The 19,774-nt window shown below is 50.4% G+C and carries 17 protein-coding genes; 5 read left to right on the top strand and 12 right to left on the bottom strand.

Features of this window, described 5'->3' with window-relative positions; genetic code table 11:
- Window positions 1–2: 2 nt before the first annotated feature.
- From P2G88_RS11075 to P2G88_RS11020, 12 genes are all read right to left on the bottom strand, one after another.
- Window positions 3–1,490 (bottom strand): tryptophan halogenase family protein, encoded by a 1,488-nt coding sequence (locus P2G88_RS11075; RefSeq protein ID WP_275795933.1) that lies wholly within the window; start codon window positions 1,488–1,490, stop codon window positions 3–5.
- A 23-nt stretch (window positions 1,491–1,513) separates the two neighbouring features.
- Window positions 1,514–2,545, bottom strand: a complete 1,032-nt coding sequence (locus P2G88_RS11070) for a cupin-like domain-containing protein (RefSeq protein ID WP_275795932.1) — start codon at window positions 2,543–2,545, stop codon at window positions 1,514–1,516.
- Between the two features lies 1 nt (window position 2,546).
- Window positions 2,547–3,278, bottom strand: a complete 732-nt coding sequence (locus P2G88_RS11065; RefSeq protein ID WP_275795931.1) for a SapC family protein — start codon at window positions 3,276–3,278, stop codon at window positions 2,547–2,549.
- A gap of 20 nt (window positions 3,279–3,298) precedes the next feature.
- Complete coding sequence (locus P2G88_RS11060; RefSeq protein ID WP_275795930.1) at window positions 3,299–4,855, bottom strand: tryptophan halogenase family protein; 1,557 nt, start codon at window positions 4,853–4,855, stop codon at window positions 3,299–3,301.
- Between the two features lie 92 nt (window positions 4,856–4,947).
- Window positions 4,948–7,944: a TonB-dependent receptor gene (locus P2G88_RS11055; RefSeq protein WP_275795929.1), complete on the bottom strand. Its 2,997-nt coding sequence runs from the start codon at window positions 7,942–7,944 to the stop codon at window positions 4,948–4,950.
- Between the two features lie 269 nt (window positions 7,945–8,213).
- On the bottom strand, window positions 8,214–8,774 hold the full coding sequence (locus tag P2G88_RS11050; protein ID WP_275795928.1) for a septation protein A: 561 nt from the start codon (window positions 8,772–8,774) through the stop codon (window positions 8,214–8,216).
- A 120-nt stretch (window positions 8,775–8,894) separates the two neighbouring features.
- Window positions 8,895–9,707, bottom strand: coding sequence for a tryptophan synthase subunit alpha (gene trpA / locus P2G88_RS11045; protein ID WP_275795927.1), 813 nt, complete (start codon window positions 9,705–9,707; stop codon window positions 8,895–8,897).
- Entirely contained in the window at window positions 9,700–10,893 is a 1,194-nt protein-coding gene (gene trpB / locus P2G88_RS11040) for a tryptophan synthase subunit beta (RefSeq protein WP_275795926.1), read from the bottom strand. The genes trpA and trpB overlap by 8 nt, the downstream gene beginning before the upstream one ends.
- Window positions 10,893–12,266: a bifunctional indole-3-glycerol-phosphate synthase TrpC/phosphoribosylanthranilate isomerase TrpF gene (gene trpCF / locus P2G88_RS11035; RefSeq protein WP_275795925.1), complete on the bottom strand. Its 1,374-nt coding sequence runs from the start codon at window positions 12,264–12,266 to the stop codon at window positions 10,893–10,895. Before trpCF ends, trpB begins: the two co-directional genes overlap by 1 nt.
- Window positions 12,266–13,282 (bottom strand): anthranilate phosphoribosyltransferase, encoded by a 1,017-nt coding sequence (gene trpD / locus P2G88_RS11030; RefSeq protein ID WP_275795924.1) that lies wholly within the window; start codon window positions 13,280–13,282, stop codon window positions 12,266–12,268. Before trpD ends, trpCF begins: the two co-directional genes overlap by 1 nt.
- Entirely contained in the window at window positions 13,279–13,887 is a 609-nt protein-coding gene (locus tag P2G88_RS11025; protein WP_275795923.1) for an aminodeoxychorismate/anthranilate synthase component II, read from the bottom strand. Before P2G88_RS11025 ends, trpD begins: the two co-directional genes overlap by 4 nt.
- Window positions 13,884–15,473 (bottom strand): anthranilate synthase component 1, encoded by a 1,590-nt coding sequence (locus P2G88_RS11020; RefSeq protein ID WP_275795922.1) that lies wholly within the window; start codon window positions 15,471–15,473, stop codon window positions 13,884–13,886. Before P2G88_RS11020 ends, P2G88_RS11025 begins: the two co-directional genes overlap by 4 nt.
- Before the next feature lie 274 nt (window positions 15,474–15,747).
- On the opposite strand from P2G88_RS11020, the gene P2G88_RS11015 reads away from it, so the two are divergent.
- From P2G88_RS11015 to rluB, 5 genes are all read left to right on the top strand, one after another.
- A complete protein-coding gene (locus P2G88_RS11015) occupies window positions 15,748–16,611 on the top strand; it encodes a PHP domain-containing protein (RefSeq protein WP_275795921.1) in 864 nt (287 codons plus the stop codon).
- A 12-nt stretch (window positions 16,612–16,623) separates the two neighbouring features.
- Window positions 16,624–17,244 (top strand): L-threonylcarbamoyladenylate synthase, encoded by a 621-nt coding sequence (locus tag P2G88_RS11010; protein WP_275795920.1) that lies wholly within the window; start codon window positions 16,624–16,626, stop codon window positions 17,242–17,244.
- Window positions 17,237–18,067, top strand: coding sequence for a ScpA family protein (locus tag P2G88_RS11005; protein ID WP_275795919.1), 831 nt, complete (start codon window positions 17,237–17,239; stop codon window positions 18,065–18,067). Before P2G88_RS11010 ends, P2G88_RS11005 begins: the two co-directional genes overlap by 8 nt.
- Entirely contained in the window at window positions 18,067–18,642 is a 576-nt protein-coding gene (gene scpB, locus P2G88_RS11000; RefSeq protein WP_275795918.1) for an SMC-Scp complex subunit ScpB, read from the top strand. The genes P2G88_RS11005 and scpB overlap by 1 nt, the downstream gene beginning before the upstream one ends.
- Before the next feature lie 238 nt (window positions 18,643–18,880).
- Window positions 18,881–19,741, top strand: a complete 861-nt coding sequence (gene rluB / locus P2G88_RS10995) for a 23S rRNA pseudouridine(2605) synthase RluB (protein ID WP_275795917.1) — start codon at window positions 18,881–18,883, stop codon at window positions 19,739–19,741.
- Window positions 19,742–19,774: the final 33 nt, after the last annotated feature.

Genomic DNA, 19,774 nt, shown 5'->3' with positions numbered 1-19,774 from the left:
GTCTACATGGCCGCCGGGCAGTAGTGACGGATAAAGTCCTGGTGGCTGGGCAGTTGCTCAACACGGCGCTTTACCTGCATTTTTATCTGACCAAGGAAATGCTCAAGCTCCTGATCTTCCATGGCATTGACTATCGGATGATATTGCCTGGGGATAATGCCCTGGCCCATCATGACCTGAGTCCAGGAGTTTTCACCAAAGAGCTCATTGGGAACCTTAAATACCCGTCCGGTCTCCCTGAACAGTTCTATGCGGTGTTGCAAACTATCCGGGATAGACATGCCGGCACAGTGACGCCAGAAGGCGGTGTCACGACGATCCGTTACGTTATAGTGAAGGATGATAAAATCACGGATATTCTCGGTTTCGTGGCGGGTTTGTTGGTTAAATTCATCAATGTCAGATTGTTCTATGCCATTAAGGGGGAACATCTGCATCAGACGCACGATGCCACGTTGAATCAGGTGGATACTGGTAGACTCCAACGGCTCGATAAATCCACTGGCCAATCCCAAGGCGATACAGTTCTTATTCCAGTGCTTACGGCGGGTGCCGGTGCGAAACTTAATTAATCTTGGCTCTACCAGGGTTTTACCTTCAACATTATCCAGCAAACACTGGCGAGCAGCATCATCATCCAAATAGCGACTGCAATAGACCAGGCCGTTACCTACACGGCTTTGCAGTGGAATACGCCACTGCCACCCGGATTCGCGGGCAATAGAGCGGGTGTAGGGAATTGGCGGTGCCACGGATTCGGTCTGCACTGCCCAGGCACTGTCGCAGGGTAGCCAGTGGGTCCAGTCATCAAAGCCGGTATGCAGTGTTTGTTCAATCAGAAGACCACGAAAACCGCTGCAGTCAATAAACAAATCGCCTTCAATGCGTTGACCACTTTCAAGTAAAAGAGCCTGGATAAAACCTGTTTTTTCGCAGGTTTGCACCCTGTTGATTTTGCCCTCGATACGCTTGGCGCCGTGTTGCTCTGCCATATTACGCAAAAATACCGCATACAGGCTGGCGTCAAGGTGATAGGCATAGTTCAGGCCCTGATTAGGCAGCACTGCAAAGCGGTTTTGCTTGGCCGCGATAAGCTCGGGGCAGTAGTCACCATAATCACTTGCGATGCCTCGTTCCATGCCCTTAAGCCAGAAATGCTGAAAGCCGGCAGCCCAGCAATCTTTGCCGGTTGTACCAAAGCTGTGGATATAGTCTTGGTTAACGTTTTTCCAGTTTTCAAAGGAAATGCCCAGTTTAAAGGTGGCCTGGGTATGGGCCATAAATTCGCGCTCATTAATGTCGAGCAGTTTGTGTAGGGTTAACAGGGGAGGGATGGTCGCTTCGCCGACCCCCACGGTGCCTATTTGGTCGGATTCCACCAGGGTAATATCCAGTACTTTGCCCAGTAACTTAGCCAGTGACGCTGCCGCCATCCATCCCGCCGTGCCGCCACCGGCAATCACTACTTTTTTTATACCAGCACTTTTCATAACCACCTCTGATAGGGAATTCGCTATCGATTCAATTTATTTAATAATTGCGCCCGTAACTGACGGGCCATTTGTTCGTTGATGGGACCTAACGCACCTTGTTTGTCCTTAGGGATATGTGCAAAATCTTGCTGTTCATGTTCAAAAACATAATAGTCCAGCAGGTTTCGCCAGGAGTCACGTTGCGCTTTTGGCAACGATTTCAGGCTTAACAGGGCGTGGGTAAGCACATTAATGGGCGCTCCCAAAATGGCCGGGCTGTTGCGCCACCAGTAATTGACCAGCACATTGCAGGCAGACAGGCTTTGCACCTGGTGCCACCACATACTGGGAATAAAAAGCGCATCACCCGGCTCAAGTTCGGCCACCAGGGCACTTTCCATGGCCTTGGCAAAACGCGGAAAGCGCGTTAAATCAGGATTCTGCATATCCACCAGACTGATGGGTTGACCTGATGGCGTTATCTCCAGCGGCCCCACATACAGATTTTCTATTTGTTCCGGCGGAAACAGGATAAAGCGCCTTTTACCCACTGCGCAGCAGGCAATGTTTTGGGGAAAATCGTAATGGGCGGCAATGCGACTTTGGTTACCAATCCACACGCTGACCAGTGTGTTGCCTTGTTCCGACGCCGTTAAGTTAATGGGTAAGTCGTTTTCTTGTCTGAAGCCCGGTAACCAATGATCCACCAATGTCGAACCCATATAGATGGTGGGCGGTTTTGGGGCATTCTTTGCAGCCAACAATTGCGAAAGTAACTGTTTAAGAGGCAGTTGCGCGCGCTCAAAGTTAAAGCCACTGAAATCGTCGTTGTAGAAGATCCGCCCGTCAATGTCCGGGCCACCCAGATAGGCGGTAATAGGCACGTTACTGTCAAAACTGGCCAGATAGGAAAGGGCGGCGTCATCACTCTGCTTGGCCGCCTGCACTAGCGGCCAATCTTTGACTAATCCTTTTAACAGCATGGGCTTGTCGGCATCTGGCAGCAGGGGCATAAGCGCCTCGGCGTCTGCCATGGTTATCGACGTTACTGCTGTGCCAAAGCCCACACTCATATTACTTGTCGCCTTCTAGCTGCAGGTTTTTGCGATGAATAAGATCCCTAAGCTTGGAATGAGAGGCCAGGATCATATAAATCGCCATTAAAAAGCCCTTCTCATGCAAGGCAGTCAAGGCATTACCATCCAGCGTCGCCAGCTTGTCTTCATTAATGGTGTAGAAACCCAGCATTTGATTACGGGCACCGTTATCTAACTGAATATCCAGACTAAAAGTTTCAAGAAGCCCTAGTGTTAGCAGAGACTGTACAAATGCTTGGTTGTCCTGCATGCCATGATGGATGGCTTCCAGCATGGCGCCGATACGTTGTAAATACTCGGTGGTACCACCAAACTCCAAAAACAATGCCTGACCTTCCTGTTCATTCACCCTTGGGCTGTCCAAATCAATATGAATGACTCTGTCCTGGCCGCCGGGAACCTCTGGATTGGCTTGGTAACCAATCAAAAAAGGTTGGCGTTCAATCAGCATAGGTAAGTAGTCTGCATCCCATCCGGATTCAGTTAAAAACAAATTTTCGCCGCTTTGAAAGCCAAATAGCGCAACCGGTTGGAAGTCGCCTGTTTGAGGATGTTTTTGGAAAAACACCGGGTAATGGGCCTGCACACTACGAAGCTCTGCCACAAAGGTAGGCACAAACATGTGATTGTCACCAAGGGCAGCGCTACGCTCTGTACGCACTCTCAAATGCTGATGTTGCTGGTTATTTAGTAAGGCGTGTCTGGTCATAAAGACTCCATGTTAGCCATTCACAGGCGGGGCAGGCCCTGCTTCTGAATTTGTTGAATTAGCGCTCGGTTGGTAGGCAAGGCCTGAACTAGCTGTGCTGTGCGCCGTGCATTTTCATTCAGTAATTGTCTGGCCCGTTCTTGTTGGCGATGAAACTTGCTGCTTGCTAGATGCTGCGTGTGTCCACCCATACCGTAATAAACATATTGATAGCTGGCGGCAGGAAAAAGCTCCTCTGCCAATGAAATATGATAGGGGGAGGGCACCTGGTGCTGCCAAAAAGTCAGGCGATCTTTAAGGCTCTCTGGCATGCCAGAGATTACTCTGTTGTCCTGCCAATAAGGCTCATCACGTTTGGATAGAACGTAATGCAGCTTCAAAAAATCGGTGATCTGCTGCCAATGATGGGTAAAGCGCGCATTAAATGCTTTGGCTACGGGCGCCATCAGGCTGGGATGACTTGGCAGGTTATCACTGATAAAGCGGGCGGACATTTCAATCAGCACCAATGCCGATGCTTCCAAAGGCTCAATAAAGCCGCCGGATAACCCGACTGCCACTGCGTTATGCTGCCAAAATATTTGGCGATAGCCGCTGTTGATCGGAATTTGTCGAATATTCAGGTTATCAGCAGTTTCCTTGTCACTGGCCTTAGCCAAATATTGTCTAAGACAGGTTTCAGCTTGGTCTGCTGATTGGTGGTTAGATGAATACACTAAGCCAATACCACGGCGGGTAGGCAGGGCAATATCCCACACCCAGCCAGCTTCGTGGGCCGTAGAAACTGTGCATGATGCTAAAGGTGCATTTTCGTCTTTATGGGGCAATTGGGCGGCCAGCGCCCGATCATTAAATAAAAACTGCTGCATCGGTACCATGGGTACTTGGTAGTGCTTGCCAATAAGCACCGAGTTAAAACCGCTGCAATCGATAAACAGGTCCGCTTCGATGGCCCCATGACCCTTGGTGTAGAGCGCCTCTACCGGACTATTTTGCTCGCCTTTAATCGCTTCAACATGATCTCTTATATGTTTTACGCCCAGATTCTTGGTCGCGTGCTGCTGCAATAAATCAGCAAACTTTTTGGCATCCAGGTGATAGCCGTAATTCAATACAAACGCATATTCCGGGGTGGCGATCTGTTTGGGCGCCAGATACTTGTCACAAACTGCCGGTTGCGCACAAAGACTGGGAGCAAAGGCATGTGCATTGGCAAAAGGTTGCCAATGGGGCGTGAGGTCGAAGTCTTGTTGGCCCATTGGGGCGGTAAATGGATGATAATACTGATCGATGTTTTGGCCTGTCACCCATTGGCGAAACAAGGAGCCTTGTTTAAAACTGGCGTCGCAATAACGAAACAGGTCGCTTTCTGAAATCCCAATGCGAGAGAGGGTACCGCGCATGGATGGCCATGTGCCTTCACCCACTCCAATAGTGGCAATGTCAGGTGATTCAATAAGGGTAACCCTAAGGGGCCCTTTTTCAGTGGCACCATGATCGGCAGCCAGCAATGACGCGGTCAGCCAACCCGCACTGCCACCACCTAACACGACGATGTGAAATTTATGTTGCTGCATGGGTACTACATTACCCGTCGGGACAAAGAGGTCAATAACAATACTTCAGAGATTAAAAAAGGCGCGCCTAAGCGCGCCTTCTCACAACCACATTAGAACTTATAGCGTAAACCCAGGTTATAACGCGGACCGGTTTGAGTCACATTCAACACCTGTTCATTGGCTCTGCCATGAGTACGGGTGTACTCATCTGTGATATTGAGTCCTTCGGCAAATAACGTCAGGTTGTCATTGACATCATAGCTAAGATTCAGGTCCCATTGGCCATAGGCTTCCGTGTATGTCGGGTGGAGGCCTGTGCCTGTCACTACGCCACTCAGGAATTCATCCCGCCAGTTGTAGGCCAGTCTTACCTGGATGCCGTCCTTATCGTAGAAGCCGACAAAGTTAGCTGAGTCACTTAAGCCAATAATGGCAAACTGCTCTCCGAAGGTGAAGTTGTCATAGCTAACATCCGCATCGGCTAAAGTCAGGTTGGCAATGACACCAAAACCGGATTCACCAAAGAGATGTTGAACAGCCAATTCCCAACCAGTTAGTTTGGCGTCTTTGTCGTTAATGGGGACGGTAATCCTGAATGTGGCTGGTGCATCATCGCCAGCAACACCGAAAATTATTTCATCAGCAGCATTCACGCTGTCAGGGAAGTTTTCGATAATGTAATTACGAATAGCTACATTATCGAGTCCCACAGCAGCGACAGCTTGCGCATAACGAGAACCTTGAGCCGGGTGAGGCAGGTCGAAGACTTGCTCAACGACTTGCGTATTGCCGATAAAGTTTTTAACGTCCTTGCGGTAATATCCAATGGACGCATAACTACCTTCGTCGTAATACCATTCCGCGGAAAAGTCGAAGTTTGTTGACTCCAAAGGTAACAGGTTGGGATTACCTCTTGCGCCCGTACCGCCATCAATACGCACCAATGAATCAATGGTTTGTCCGCCTTGAATATCTGCATAGCCTGGACGACCGATAGTCTTGCCTACTGATGCTCTTAACACAACGTCTTCAACCAGCTCAACATCGAAGTTGACATTGGGCAGCCAATAGTCGTAGTCGCCCGTTAGGCTAGTAAATTCACGGTCACCTGTTGGCACCAAATTGAATTCGTTTGCGCCAACCCACGCGATATTGCTGTAAGTCGGTACGAGGGCTTGGGAGGCGACTTCTGTCTCCTCATAACGCAAACCAAGATAGAGATTGGCCGGCATATCACCAATATCAAATATCAGATGCGATTGAACATAAGCAAAAGCAGATTCTTCTTGAGTACGTCTGTCTGTGGTGTAATCAGACGAGGCACAAAAACCATTACCACAATCGCCGGCGCCGGATACAGCATAGAGCTCAGCGGCACGGGCGCGCACTTTGTTGAAGTCCCAGCGGAAAAATTCGTTTTGCAGGAGTGGATTGCTGCTTCCTGGGATATCAAAATAGTTGGCGACAGTATCTAAAGGCCAGAAACTATCATCAAAATCACCAGCCTGACCTACGCCACCCCAGGTATCACGCTGCACATTGGAGAAGGCCGAGCGGTTGTCGACATCCGTCATGCCCACGCCAAAATTAATGCTACTGATGATGCCATCATCAAATGCGTATTCACCCTTAACCTGGTATTGCTTAATATCGCTACGCATTAAGCTATTTCTAAAGGAACTTCCGGTAATGCGCATATCTTGCGGACGAATACTGTTTAGGCCTTGAGGATAGGTAAGTTCCAGCACAGGAAAATCCTGATCGAAATAGGCGGTGGTTTCCTCTCTGACCCAAGTCGCTGCACTTAGTACGTTGTTGCTTCCCCAAGGGCTATCAGGACCTGATTCGGCGGAAGAGTCATGTACATCAAACTCCAACTCCAGTTTATCGTTGACCTGCCATTCTACATTAAAGCCCAAAGATTTATTTTCATTGGTCGTGGCATAGTCGCCGGCGCCCATTGAAAAATCCGCAGGTCTGCTGTTGGGATCATTCGGGTTGGCTGGTGTTTGCTCTGCATAGATAAGTGGTGAAGCAATAGGTCCATCGGTCCACTCACCGGTGGACGGACCAAAGTTAAACCATGCCGACAAATCATTAAACTGCTGGGCCACCTCGTTTTTGGAGTATGTGTAATCCAAAGTGGCAGTGACATCGTCAACAGGGCGGTATTGGAATACTACCTGGCCATTAGTACGCTTTCGCTGAATCTCATTAAAGCTGTACCCGAGGCTTTGTGGTACGGAATAGATGGAGTCGGGACCAGGTCTGTTTACATGGCCGGAATTCGGACCATCGGGAATACCACCCCAATCTGCAGTGCCGGCACCCCAGTCCTGATCGGTTACGCCGCTAAAGCTGCGCCAGCCAGTGCCGACGTTGGCTTGCTGATTACCACTGTCCCGCTCCTGATAGCTGCCGGAGATGGCCACACCGAATGTGTCATCGGCAAATGTATTGCTATACAGACCAGAGATTTCCGGTGTGACACCGCTATTTTCTTCAGAAGAAGTATCCACTACGCCTTTTACGCCAAAAGTGGCATTCATACCGGGAGCGTTTAGGGGGCGAGTGGTCAGAATATTGATAGTTGAACCGATACCGCCTGTAGGGTTGTCAGCACGACTGGTTTTAAACACCTCAACGCCGGCCACACCTTCTGAGGCGAGATTGGCAAAATCAAAGGAGCGTGATGAAGAAGCACTGGTGGCTTCTAAAGACGATGTGGGCATTTGACGGCCATTCAAAGTTACCAGGTTATAATCTGGTCCCATACCACGTACCGTGACTTTACTACCCTCACCATTTTGGCGGTCAATAGATACGCCGGTAATACGTTGTAATGACTCAGCCAGGTTGGTATCCGGGAATTTCCCAATATCCTCTGCGGATATCCCGTCAACCACACCTTCGCCTTCACGTTTCATATCCATGGCCCGGATTAAGCTGCCGCGAATACCTTTGATGGCGATAATTTCAACAGGCCCGTCATTGTTGGCGTTAGGTTGGTCCTGATCTTGTGCATATGCCGGCATCATAGCGGCGCTGCCCAAAATCAATGACAAGCTGGTAGCGATCTTGGTTTTTGAATAGCGTCTGGATTTCATGGTGTCCCCTGGATCCTGTGTTGCGCCCTGTGTGTTAACCACACGTTAATTTTAATGATAGCGCTTACAATTCTAGTCCAATGTTAGGCGTCTGCTAGAGACGCCTTAAAAACACCAATGAAAGCGCTTACATTTATAAGGCTAGGGGAAATGTGAACGCTGGTCAACCCTTTTGTTAAGGCTTGCGAAAAGAAAAATAACAAAGTGTTAACAATGTTTGTTGGGGAATCACCCCAAGCGCTTGCTTACGCTTGGGGCAAAAAGAAGGACTACTGTTCGTCCTTGGAAGGTGCGGGAGCTTTTTCTTCCTGTGGAAGATAGCGGTATACATACACAATGGTCAGGAAGGTGAACACCAAGGTCGCGCCGGTCATGCCGAACACTTTAAAGTTGACCCAGACTTCCTGCTCAAAGCCGTATGCTACATAAAGATTAGCGGCGGCACTGGCCAAGAAGAACAGCGCCCATCCGAGGTTTACTTTGACCCATACCCGCTCTGGTAATTCCATGGCTGAATCCAAAAGCGCTTTGAGGGCGGGACGTTTCATCACCTGGCTGCCAAGAAGGATCACGGCAAACAACACATAGACGATAGTCGGTTTCCACATGATGAAGGTTTCGTCATGCAGACCAATGGTCAGCCCGCCAAAAACCAGGATCATGGCAAAGAATATCCATTGTTTTTTGGGAATATGCTTGCTTTGCAGATAGGTCACTGCCAGCTGCACAATGGACGCCAGCATCAAGGCGCCGGTGGCCCAAAAAATATCCTGAAATTTATAGACCAGGAAGAAAACCAGTAGTGGAAAGAATTCCAGCAAAAACTGCATTAATGATACCTCTATAAACAGACAAGAGCAGTCTATCCATTTTCACGCCAAGGGAACAGCTCCATGGTAATCGAAAGCGGCGGGTTGCCCACCCGCCGGAGCGTGGAATGCTTTGTTAAATCAACTGCTTGCCTTCGTGGCTTGCTTCATGCCGTAAACAAATTCTTGCAGTTTTTTAAGCATTTCAGACTTGTTGCCCAGATTCTCGGTAATCAATTTCACCACGGCGGAGCCGGAAATCGCCCCGGCGGCACCGGCTTCGATAGCTGCTTTTACCTGCGATGGGGTGGAAATACCAAACCCTAATAACGGCGGTGCAGCATTAACCGACTTCAGCTTTTGGATCATTGCAATCGGGGGCATCACTGCTGCAGTCTCGGCTCCTGTCACGCCGGCACGGCCAAGCAGATAAGTGTAACCACCAGACTGATGGCCGATATCGGCAAAGGTTTCTTCACTGGCATTGGGAGGCGCTATCAGTATTTGCTGAATACTGTTGTTTTTGGCTGCTTGGTGGAAGGGGGCTGATTCTCTGACCGGGACATCGGCGATCAGGATGGAGTCTACGCCCGCCTTCGCGGCCATGGCATAAAACTGGTCGATACCGGGGGCTAACACTAAATTACTGTACAGCAGCAGACCAATTGGGATGTTGGGGTGAGCAGCCCTGACTTTGGCCATCAGGTTAAAGCAATCTTTGGGCGTCACGCCTTTATCCAATGCTCGGATTGCTGCTTGCTGAATAGTGGGACCATCGGCAATCGGATCGGAAAAGGGGATCCCCAGTTCCAGTGCATCAGCACCACCCGAAATCAAGGCTTCAATAATATCAAAGCTGTCTTCAAGACTGGGGTCGCCTAGCATCACAAAGGGGACAAAGGCGCCTTCACCGCGTTCGTGTAAAGTAGCAAATAGCTGCTGATATCTATCCATTTTGTGTGGCTCCTTGCAGGATTTGATGAACATGGGTCAGGTCTTTGTCACCACGCCCCGACAGGTTAACCACAATCAGGGTCTCTTCTTCGGCTTCATCCGCCATGTTCAGGGCATGGGCCAAGGCGTGAGAGGACTCAAGGGCGGGAATAATGCCTTCTTTTCGCGCCAGTAACTGAAAGGCGTTGAGTGCTTCCTCATCGCTGATGGCGGCGTACTGAGCCCGTCCAATATCATGTAGATAGGCGTGTTGTGGGCCCACGGCGGGGTAGTCTAATCCTGCAGAAACCGAATAGGACTCTTCAATCTGACCTTCCGGGGTTTGCATAATGTAGCTGTAAGCACCGTGCAAAATGCCCTTGGTGCCATTGGCAATCGCCGCACCGTGTTCATGGGTATGCAGGCCTTTGCCGGCAGGTTCAACGCCAATCAACTTCACACCAGGCTCGTCGATAAAATCGGCAAAAATGCCAATGGCATTGGAGCCACCGCCCACACAGGCCACTATTGCATCGGGTAGACGACCTTCTTTTTCCATTATTTGACTGCGCACTTCTTCGCCAATCATGCGATGGAATTCACGTACGATGGTGGGGAAGGGATGGGGACCGGCAGCAGTGCCCAGCAGATAGTGAGCTCTGTCGTAGGAGGCAGACCAATCACGCATGGCTTCGTTGACCGCGTCCTTTAACGTACCTGAACCAGCGTGCACAGGGATCACCTCTGCACCCATCAGGCGCATACGAAAGACATTGGGCGCCTGGCGCTCCACATCTTTGGCGCCCATGTAAATCCGCGCTTTTAACCCCAACAATGCGCAGGCCAGGGCCGTCGCCACACCATGTTGTCCGGCACCGGTTTCGGCAATGACTTCGGTTTTACCCATGCGTTTGGTTAACAAGGCTTGTCCCAGTACCTGATTGGTTTTATGGGCACCACCATGGAGCAAATCCTCACGCTTTAAATACAGCGTAACCTTGGGATTGCTGACCAGATTACGCACTTTGGTCAGTGCTGTGGGCCGCCCAGCGTAGTCTTTCAATAGCGCCATAAATTCTGACTGAAAGTCTGGATCCTGCTGGGCATCGATAAAGGCCTGCTCCAACTGATCCAAGGCGGGGATCAGCAATTCCGGCACATACATACCGCCAAAATCACCGAACTTACTCGCAAGTTTATTGCTCATCAGTACTCTCTCAATGTTGTAAAAAGCTGTGCTAGTTTTTCGGCATCTTTGATGCCAGGGGCGATTTCTACCCCGGAATTGATATCCAGTAGACCGACTTCTGTGTTACGAGCGGCAACAATATTGTCGGGGCTCAAGCCACCGGCAAGACCCACCACCGATTTATCCGACAGATCTTCCAGCAGTGACCAATTAAACCGTCGACCGGTTCCCCCCATCTGCTGGCCGATCTGACAATCCAGAAGGTATTTGTCCACACCCTCAAGATTAAGCGCCGGAAGTTGTCCCTGAACCCCGCAGGCTTTCCAAATTTGGCACTTGGCAGGTAGCTTTGTTCTGAGGCTTTCTATATAGGCCTGGTCTTCCTGTCCATGTAGTTGAACTGCTGCCAACTGCAGCTTTTGAGCTGTCCCTACTATCTCTTCAATAGGAGCATCCACAAACACTCCCACATAATCAAAAGGTACCGCTGCTACCAGTTCAACGGCCTTCTCTATGGAGATACAACGCTTCGAAGAGGGGGCGAAGATCAAGCCCCCGTAGCTCGCCCCCAGCGACTTTATCAAGGCAGCGTCAGCAGGACGGGTCAGGCCGCACACTTTTACTTCACCAAACAGCAGCTTGCGCACTGCTTGGCAGAGGTTTGCCTGCGCCATCAGAGAGCTCCCTACCAAAAAGCCGTCTGCGACAGGGGCCAGCCGTAGCACATCGCTATGGGTGTAGATGCCTGATTCTGAAACGATCAGGCGATCCTCTGGGATCAATGCGGCGAGGCGCTCGGTGGTGGCCAAATCTGTACTCAGGTCACGCAAATTGCGGTTGTTGATACCGATAATGCGTGCGCCAAGGGCCACCGCACGATGGGTCTCTTCTTCGTTACTGACTTCGGTGAGCACATCCAACTGGTATTTTTCGGCCAGCGTCGACAGCTCAAGGTAGGTTTTATCGTCCAGTACTGAAAGCATCAGCAAAATCGCATCGGCGTTGGCGTGGCGGGCCAGATAGACCTGATAAGGGTCGATAAAAAAGTCTTTGTTGAGCACGGGTTGGTCGACTCTGGCCGTTACATAGGCCAGGTTCTCGTAACTGCCCTGAAAGTAACGCTCGTCGGTCAGTACCGAAATCGCTGCGGCATAAGGCTTATAAGCATCAAGGATCTCATCGAGAAGGAAAGGATCGCGAATAAGGCTCTTGGAAGGGGATGCCTTTTTACATTCGAAAATAAAACCGGCCACAGGTTTGGCTAAGGCAGCTTCAAGACTCTTAGTCGATGGTGTAAGTCCGCCGATAAACTCCTCCAATGGCAGCGCTGCTTTTCTTGCCTCTACTTCCTGGCGTTTATGGGCAATGATGTTATCCAGCACATTGGCCATCAGTATTCCTCCCGGCTGGTCTTTGCGCATGTCTGCAGTAAGGTCAGGGCGTTGTCCGTTTTTAAGACTTGCAATACTTTGTCGGCGCCATCCTGCCAGGTTGTGGCTGCGCCACACACCTTTAACAGGGCGCCAGCATTGATGGCGACGGCATGTTGATGGGCAATCTCGCCGCGACCTGCCAGCAATTGCTCGATAAGCTGTTTATTGTGCGCTGGTTCGCCCCCTTTAATGGCTTCCAGGGGAAGAGTGTCCAGGCCAAAATCGGCCGGAGTCAGCTGATAGTAGCTGATGTCATCGTCCTTAAGCTCTGCTACCGAAGATGGGCCATGCAATGCAAGTTCATCCAAGCCGCTGCCGTGTACCACTAAGGCGTTTCGATAGCCCAGCAGCTTCAGGGTTTCGGCAAACGGCTTCAGTAACTGTGGCAGGTATACACCAATAACCAGATGACTGGGTCTGGCAGGGTTAACTAGTGGGCCGAGCAAATTAAATAAGGTGCGGGTTTTCAGGGCCGTGCGCACCGGCATGGCATGACGAATACCGCCATGGTAGTTCGGCGCAAACAGAAAACTAAAGCCGCTTTTATCCAGGCAACGCCTTGCTACCTCTGCGCTCATCTCCAAGTTCAGGCCAAATTCCCGAAATAAGTCTGCTGAGCCTGAGCGGCTGGAAACGCTGCGGTTACCATGTTTGGCTACTTTTACGCCGCAGGCAGCGGCAACAACCGCACTGGCAGACGAAACATTCAGAGTGTTATGGCCGTCCCCGCCAGTGCCAACGATGTCGGCAAAGGCATAATCCGGTCTGGGGAAAGGGGCGGCATGACCGGCAAGCGCCAAGGCAGCACCGGCTATCTCCTGCGGAGTTTCGCCTTTCATCTTAAGCGCTGTCAGCAAAGAGGAAAGCAGGATAGGCTCCATGTTACCGGTGACAACATCATCAAAAAGCTGTTTAACCTGGTCGGTTTGCAGGGGCTGTCCCTGGTAAAGCTGTTCCAGCAGAGTGTGGATCATAAAGCGACTCCTTGTTGCAACAGGAACTCAATGCTTTGCGCCAGCAGTTGGCTGCCATGGGCCGTTAAAATGGACTCCGGATGAAACTGAAAACCAAGCATGGCATCACGTTGATGATAAACCGCCATGGGCACGGCATCTTCCTGGCTTTGTGCCAGCACCGATAAACCTTCGGGCAATGCGGTGGCCATCAAGGAATGGTAACGAGCCACAGGCAGGGGATTGGGCAGGTCTTTAAATATCATGTCGCCACTGTGAGAGACCAAAGAGGACTTACCATGCATCACCTTGTCTGCTCGGCCCACTTTACCACCATAGTGTTCAACCATGGCCTGATGGCCCAGGCAAATGCCGAGCACTGGATAACGGCCTTGTATCAGGGACAACAATTTTGGCATACAACCGGCTTCTGATGGGGCTCCAGGGCCAGGTGAAAGCATCAGCAACACCGGGCCGCTGATTTGTTGCATACGTTCAAGAATAAACTCGGCGCTGAGATGGTTGCGATAAACACTCATTTCATACCCCAGGCAACGCATTTCATCCACCAGGTTGTAGGTAAAGGAGTCAATGTTATCTAAAAGCAGAATATGGGCTTTCTTCATAACCTAGCCTCATGGTGTGCATCCATAATTGCGCGCAGCACTGCCTTTGCTTTACTGCGTGTTTCGTTGGCTTCCGATTGCGGAGAAGAGTCATAGACCACCCCTGCACCGGCCTGGACATAAGCAGTGCCGCCTTTGACGAAGGCGGAGCGAATAACAATACAGGTGTCCATATCACCCTGGCTGTTGAGATAACCCACTGCACCGCCGTAACTGCCGCGCCTGGTTTTTTCCACTTGGCGAATCAAACAAGCGGCACTGACTTTGGGGGCACCGACTAAGGTACCCATATTCATACAGGCTTGATAGGCGTGAAGCGGATCCAGATCTTCTCTTAACTCACCGACGACTCTTGAGACCAAATGCATCACCTGTGAGTAGCGGTCTACTTTGAGTAGATCTTTAACGTAGCGAGTGCCGGGTTTGGATACCCGGGCAATATCATTTCGGGCCAGATCCACCAGCATCAGATGTTCGGCTTTTTCCTTGCTGTCTTCTCGCAAGTCCAGTTCAATCCGGCTGTCCAAATCCCGGTTCAGGCTGCCATCAACGTTAACACCCCGAGGACGCGTGCCGGCGATGGGGTAGACCTCCACTTCATTGCTGTGGGCGCTGTACTTAAGTGCCGATTCGGGAGAGGCGCCAAAAATACAAAAAGCCTCATCATGCATATAGAACATGTAGGGACTGGGGTTCTGCTCTTTTAACTTGGCGTAGGCCAGATGCGGATCGGGGCAGGGCAAGCTAAAAGTGCGCGATGGCACCACCTGGAAGATATCGCCAGCCAGGATATGTTCTTTTAAAAAGCGCACATCTTCACAGTATTGGTCATCGGATTTGCTCACTGTCAGATCGTCCGCACTGACAGACGGTGTCTTATTCAATGGCAAACTGATGGGGGCCTGCATAATTTGCTCTAAGGCTTCCAGACGCTGACTAATGGTAAAGTAATTGGTGGCAACCGAGGGACCACTAAACACACTGCCAATCAGCTGGGTTTGCCTGGCCTGATGATCAATAAGCAATAAGGTTTCTGCCAGGTAGAAGACAAAATCAGGACAATCGTTGTCACCCTCTGAAACCGCCGGTAAATCTTCAAAACCGGCCAGCAAGTCGTAAGCGAACACCCCCCCTAAAAACAGCGCATCCGGATGGTCTCGAAGTGGCGTGATGTGCTGCAACAACGTACGCAGGCTGTCAAAGACGGACTGCGTTTTTAAGCGGCTGTCTTCATCTTGTTCCTGGCTTGGTGTGTGGAAATGCAATAGCAGTTCACGCTGGTTGAGATGACTAACATCCTTTGCCGGGCAGTGCTCGGCTAGTAACGGAAGCAACACTTGGCCGTTTGCAGATAAGGCCTGCACTTTGACAACGTGGCCATTGCACTCTAAGCGCAGGGCGGCATCTATCAGGATCAGGCTTTTGAGGTTGTCTTTGCTGTCTATCTCAGCCGACTCCAGCAACAAACTATTGGCTTTGTCCTGGCACAGTTGACGGTAAAGCCTGAGCGGATCAGCTTGATAGGCGGCGGGCCTTATCAGCGTTTCCACTTTACCGGTGCTCTCACTTAGTTTTGCTAAGCTCATGATTTTCCAGTCCTTTAAACGAAAAAACCCGCGAATCGCGGGCTTTTTGGAGAAATTTGTTCAAATACAAATAACAACACGCCCGCTATGTCGGGAGATGCCACCACCAGTTAGTTGCAACGTGTTGAAAAACTTGCATGCAAGACCTTTGTCAGGGAAATCGTTATAATCTGCCTATAGAAGAAAACAAATCCCTTTCCCTGTCAATAGCCTTTTAAGGTATTGCTGCTTCTAAGCTAGAACGAGTGGTTATGGGTTCTTGATCGGATGGATGATGAAAATAGATCTGCACTGCCACAGCCATTATTCCGATGGTTTGTTGTCGCCACAAGAGTTGATTGATCGGGCTCATAATATGCAAGTGGATGTGCTTGCAATTACCGATCATGACACGGTGGCAGCCATCGATGAGGCGTTAGCTTACCAAGCCGGGCAAAAACGCAAGCTCACTATTATTCCCGGTATCGAAATATCCACACGCTGGCATGGTTTCGATATTCATATATTGGGTCTTAACATCGATCATCGGCATCCGGAGTTTTGTGTTCGCCTCAAAGAGCAGGCTGAACGTCGGGAGGAGAGGGCCAGAGAAATAGCAGATAAGCTCGCAAAAGCAGGCATAGAAGGGGTTTATGAAGATGCCCAGAAACTGGCGGGACCAGGACAACTGACCCGGGCTCATTTTGCCAGGGTATTGGTCTCGCGTAACCAGGTGAAAGATTTCGACGGGGCTTTTCAGCACTATTTGGGTAAAGACAAACGGGCCTTTGTTAAACCCAAGTGGCCGGAAATTGGCGAAGCGGTAAGCTGGATAAAAGACGCTGGCGGCAACGCTGTACTTGCCCACCCGGCAAGATACGATCTGTCTGCTAAGTGGTTGCGGCGATTATTGATTGAATTTGCCCAAGCGGGGGGGCATGGCATGGAAGTGATCCATCCGCAGTTGGCACCCGATATGAAGCGCCAACTGGCAAGTTATGCTATGGAATATGGCTTGGCTGCCTCCTGTGGCTCAGATTTTCATTTTCCCAACCGCTGGACAGAGTTGGGTAAAAACCTTTCGCTTCCAGACGGCCTTGTGCCAATATGGCGGGACTGGCCGCAACTGGACGTTCACTGCCAAACGGCAAACGCATAAAAGAACAACAATATGAGCCAATTTTTTCAGATTCATCCGGACAATCCACAAACCAGGCTGATCAAGCAAGCCTGTGACATGATCCACAAAGGTGCCGTGGTGGTGTATCCCACAGATTCTGGTTATGCCATCGGCTGCCATATTGACGATAAAGACGCTATTGAGCGTATCTGCCGTATTCGTGGCCTGGGTAAAGATCATCACTTTACCCTGATGTGCAAAGATATGTCTGAACTATCCGTGTATGCGCGGGTTGATAACCAGGCTTTCAGGCAGATTAAAAACAATACCCCTGGGGCGTATACCTTTATCCTGAAAGCCACCAAGGAAGTGCCCAAGCGCCTGCAAAATCCAAAGCGCAAAACCATCGGCATTCGCGTGCCTGACAACGTTATTGCACTGGCGTTACTCGAAGCCTTAGGTGAACCGATGATGTCTGCTTCGCTTATTCTTCCCGGTAATGATATGGCCGAGTCAGATCCTGGAGTGATCCGCGACCATCTGGAAAAGCTGGTGGACTTAATCATCGATGGTGGATGTTTGGGGGAGCACCCCACCACTGTATTGGATTTGTCCGAAGGGGAATGTGTGGTGTTACGCGAGGGTGAAGGGGATGTGTCCGCCTTTGTCTGATGCGCATGGACTACCGCCGTCATCGGGGGTTCAACAACCGCTACCGCTGGCTTTTGTACATGGCGAGGCGTTGATTGAAAAGCCCGAAGATTTATACATTCCTCCCGACGCCCTGGAAGTTATCCTGGAAAGCTTTGAAGGGCCGCTGGATTTGCTGCTTTACCTCATCCGTAAACAGAAGTTCGATATCCTCACCTTGCCGGTCCTGCAAATCACTCGTCAGTACATGGAATACGTTGAACTGATGTTAGAGCTTAAATTGGAGTTGGCCGCAGAATACCTGCTGATGGCTGCTATTTTGGCGGAGATCAAGTCAAGGTTGTTGTTGCCCAAACGACCGGATGCTGATCAAGATGAAGAAGATCCTCGCGCAGAATTAATCCGTCGGCTGCAAGAATATGAACTGATTAAAAAGGCTGCTGGCGAGATGGATGCATTGCCGCGCCTGGAGCGGGATCTTTTTGCTGCGAGCGCTCAGACAAGCGACAGCGTTGCCCCTATTCGCATCCTGCCTACGGTCACCTTGCATGAGCTTGCCTTAAGTTTTCAAGATGTACTTAAGCGCGCCGCTGCCTTTGAGCATCACCATATCAAAAAAGAGGCCCTGTCCACCCGAGAGCGCATGAGCCGCATTTTAGATGTTATCCGTGGCCGCGAGTTTGTGCCCTTTGCACAGTTATTCAGTGTTGAGGAAGGGCGGGCGGGTGTGGTGGTCACCTTTTTGGCGGTGCTGGAGCTGGTGAAAGAATCTCTAATCGATTTGGTGCAAGCAGAGCCCTACGCTGATATCCATGTAAAAGCCAAACTGGCGGAGCGCGACTGATGGCCAAGATATCGGATGCCCAGCTAAAACAACTGGTGGAAGCCGCTATTTTCGTAGCAGAGGGACCGCTCAGCGAAGAGAAGCTACAGGAAACGGTATTGCTGGATCTCGGCGTTAGTGGCAAACGCTTAAGCGCTATCCTCAAGGAATTGGAGCTGGATTACCGCGCCCGGGGAATTCAATTGGTCAAGGTGGCATCTGGCTATCGTTTTCAATCCATGGACAGTCTGGCCCCTTGGTTAAGTAAACTGTGGCAGGAACAAGCGCCACGCTATTCGCGGGCGATGCTGGAAACCTTGGCGCTAATTGCCTACCGCCAGCCCATTACCCGCGGTGAGATTGAAGATGTGCGCGGGGTGTCGGTCAGCAGTCATATCATCAAAACGCTCAGCGAGCGTGGTTGGATAAAAACCGTGGGGCATAAAGAAGTGCCTGGCAGACCCGCACTGTATGCCACTACGAAAGCCTTCCTGGACTATTTTTCGTTGTCCAGTTTAGAAGAACTGCCGGATATGCAGGAATTTATTGCACCTGAGCAGGATAAGTTGTTGCAACAGGACAATGAACTTCATTAGTGGGATCAAATAGATAGATTCTTTGCTATATATGCATTTCAGTCTTCGTGATTGTATAATACAAATATTTGATTCTGCTCTGTATAGTATTCGGATATTACCCGTGACAGCGTTGTTTATTGATTGTAGAAGTCTCTTACCAGAAGCATTTTCTGGCGGTGATCCAGGCCTGGGAGTAGAATAGCGGCCTTTAGAAGCTATTGTCTCCTTTTTTGGAGCAGATCACCGAGAGGCGAACGTGAGCGAAAAACTGCAGAAGGTACTGGCCAATGCCGGTTTTGGATCCCGCCGGGAAATGGAAACCTGGATCACCCAGGGCCGGGTATCCGTTAACGGTCAGGTGGCAACATTAGGCCAACGGGTCGAATCCAGCGATAAAATCCGGGTCGATGGCAAGCAACTGGAAAACCAGGCCGAGCAACCTTTCTGCCGTGTCATCATGTATAACAAGCCGGAAGGTGAACTCTGTACCCGTAAGGATGAAAAGGGCAGAGCCACCGTGTTTGACCGGCTGCCGCATATCAAGAATGGCCGCTGGATTGCTGTGGGCCGTCTGGATATCAATACCAGTGGTCTACTACTGTTTACCAATGACGGTGAGTTGGCCAATCGACTGATGCACCCCAGCCATGAAGTAGAGCGCGAATATGCTGTTCGTGTGTTTGGTGAAGTGACCGAGCCGATGATCAAACGCCTTAAAGAGGGTGTGAAGTTAGAAGACGGTGAGGCCAAATTTAACAGTATAAAACGCCATCAGGGTGATGATAAAAGCATGAACCACTGGTTTAATGTCACCCTCAGCGAAGGCAAAAATCGTGAAGTGCGCCGGATGTGGGAATCACAGGAAGTGAAGGTCAGCCGCCTGATTCGTGTGCGCTACGGTCAGATTGAGCTGGAGAAACGCTTACCTCAGGGCGCTTGGATGGAGTTGCCGCTGGCCACCATTAACGGTCTGCGCAAACTGGTGAAACTACCACCTGAAAATCGCACCATTTTGGATGAAACCAAGGAAGCCCGTCCTGATCACGTGCAGATTTCACGTATGCGCCGGGCCGTGCGTAAGCATCAGATCAACCAAAAACAAGACAAAAGTTCCTAACTTCATTGCCGTTTGCCTCAAACGGCACCTCAT

The sequence above is a fragment of the Aliiglaciecola sp. CAU 1673 genome (assembly GCF_029223185.1).
Taxonomy (GTDB): domain Bacteria; phylum Pseudomonadota; class Gammaproteobacteria; order Enterobacterales; family Alteromonadaceae; genus Bowmanella.
Note: the sequence above shows the minus strand (reverse complement) of the source record. Positions and strands in the feature narration are given on the sequence as shown.

What these genes read in the sequence shown, in the direction of transcription:
- P2G88_RS11070 (WP_275795932.1), bottom strand. Translation starts at nt 2,545, where the DNA reads ATGAGTGTGGGCTTTGGCACAGCAGTAACGTCGATAACCATGGCAGAC.
- scpB (WP_275795918.1), top strand. Translation starts at nt 18,067, where the DNA reads ATGGCCAAGATATCGGATGCCCAGCTAAAACAACTGGTGGAAGCCGCT.
- P2G88_RS11010 (WP_275795920.1), top strand. Translation starts at nt 16,624, where the DNA reads ATGAGCCAATTTTTTCAGATTCATCCGGACAATCCACAAACCAGGCTG.
- P2G88_RS11025 (WP_275795923.1), bottom strand. Translation starts at nt 13,887, where the DNA reads ATGAAGAAAGCCCATATTCTGCTTTTAGATAACATTGACTCCTTTACC.
- P2G88_RS11055 (WP_275795929.1), bottom strand. Translation starts at nt 7,944, where the DNA reads ATGAAATCCAGACGCTATTCAAAAACCAAGATCGCTACCAGCTTGTCA.
- trpD (WP_275795924.1), bottom strand. Translation starts at nt 13,282, where the DNA reads ATGATCCACACTCTGCTGGAACAGCTTTACCAGGGACAGCCCCTGCAA.
- trpA (WP_275795927.1), bottom strand. Translation starts at nt 9,707, where the DNA reads ATGGATAGATATCAGCAGCTATTTGCTACTTTACACGAACGCGGTGAA.
- trpCF (WP_275795925.1), bottom strand. Translation starts at nt 12,266, where the DNA reads ATGGCCAATGTGCTGGATAACATCATTGCCCATAAACGCCAGGAAGTA.
- P2G88_RS11020 (WP_275795922.1), bottom strand. Translation starts at nt 15,473, where the DNA reads ATGAGCTTAGCAAAACTAAGTGAGAGCACCGGTAAAGTGGAAACGCTG.
- P2G88_RS11015 (WP_275795921.1), top strand. Translation starts at nt 15,748, where the DNA reads ATGAAAATAGATCTGCACTGCCACAGCCATTATTCCGATGGTTTGTTG.
- P2G88_RS11075 (WP_275795933.1), bottom strand. Translation starts at nt 1,490, where the DNA reads ATGAAAAGTGCTGGTATAAAAAAAGTAGTGATTGCCGGTGGCGGCACG.
- P2G88_RS11065 (WP_275795931.1), bottom strand. Translation starts at nt 3,278, where the DNA reads ATGACCAGACACGCCTTACTAAATAACCAGCAACATCAGCATTTGAGA.
- P2G88_RS11060 (WP_275795930.1), bottom strand. Translation starts at nt 4,855, where the DNA reads ATGCAGCAACATAAATTTCACATCGTCGTGTTAGGTGGTGGCAGTGCG.
- trpB (WP_275795926.1), bottom strand. Translation starts at nt 10,893, where the DNA reads ATGAGCAATAAACTTGCGAGTAAGTTCGGTGATTTTGGCGGTATGTAT.
- P2G88_RS11050 (WP_275795928.1), bottom strand. Translation starts at nt 8,774, where the DNA reads ATGCAGTTTTTGCTGGAATTCTTTCCACTACTGGTTTTCTTCCTGGTC.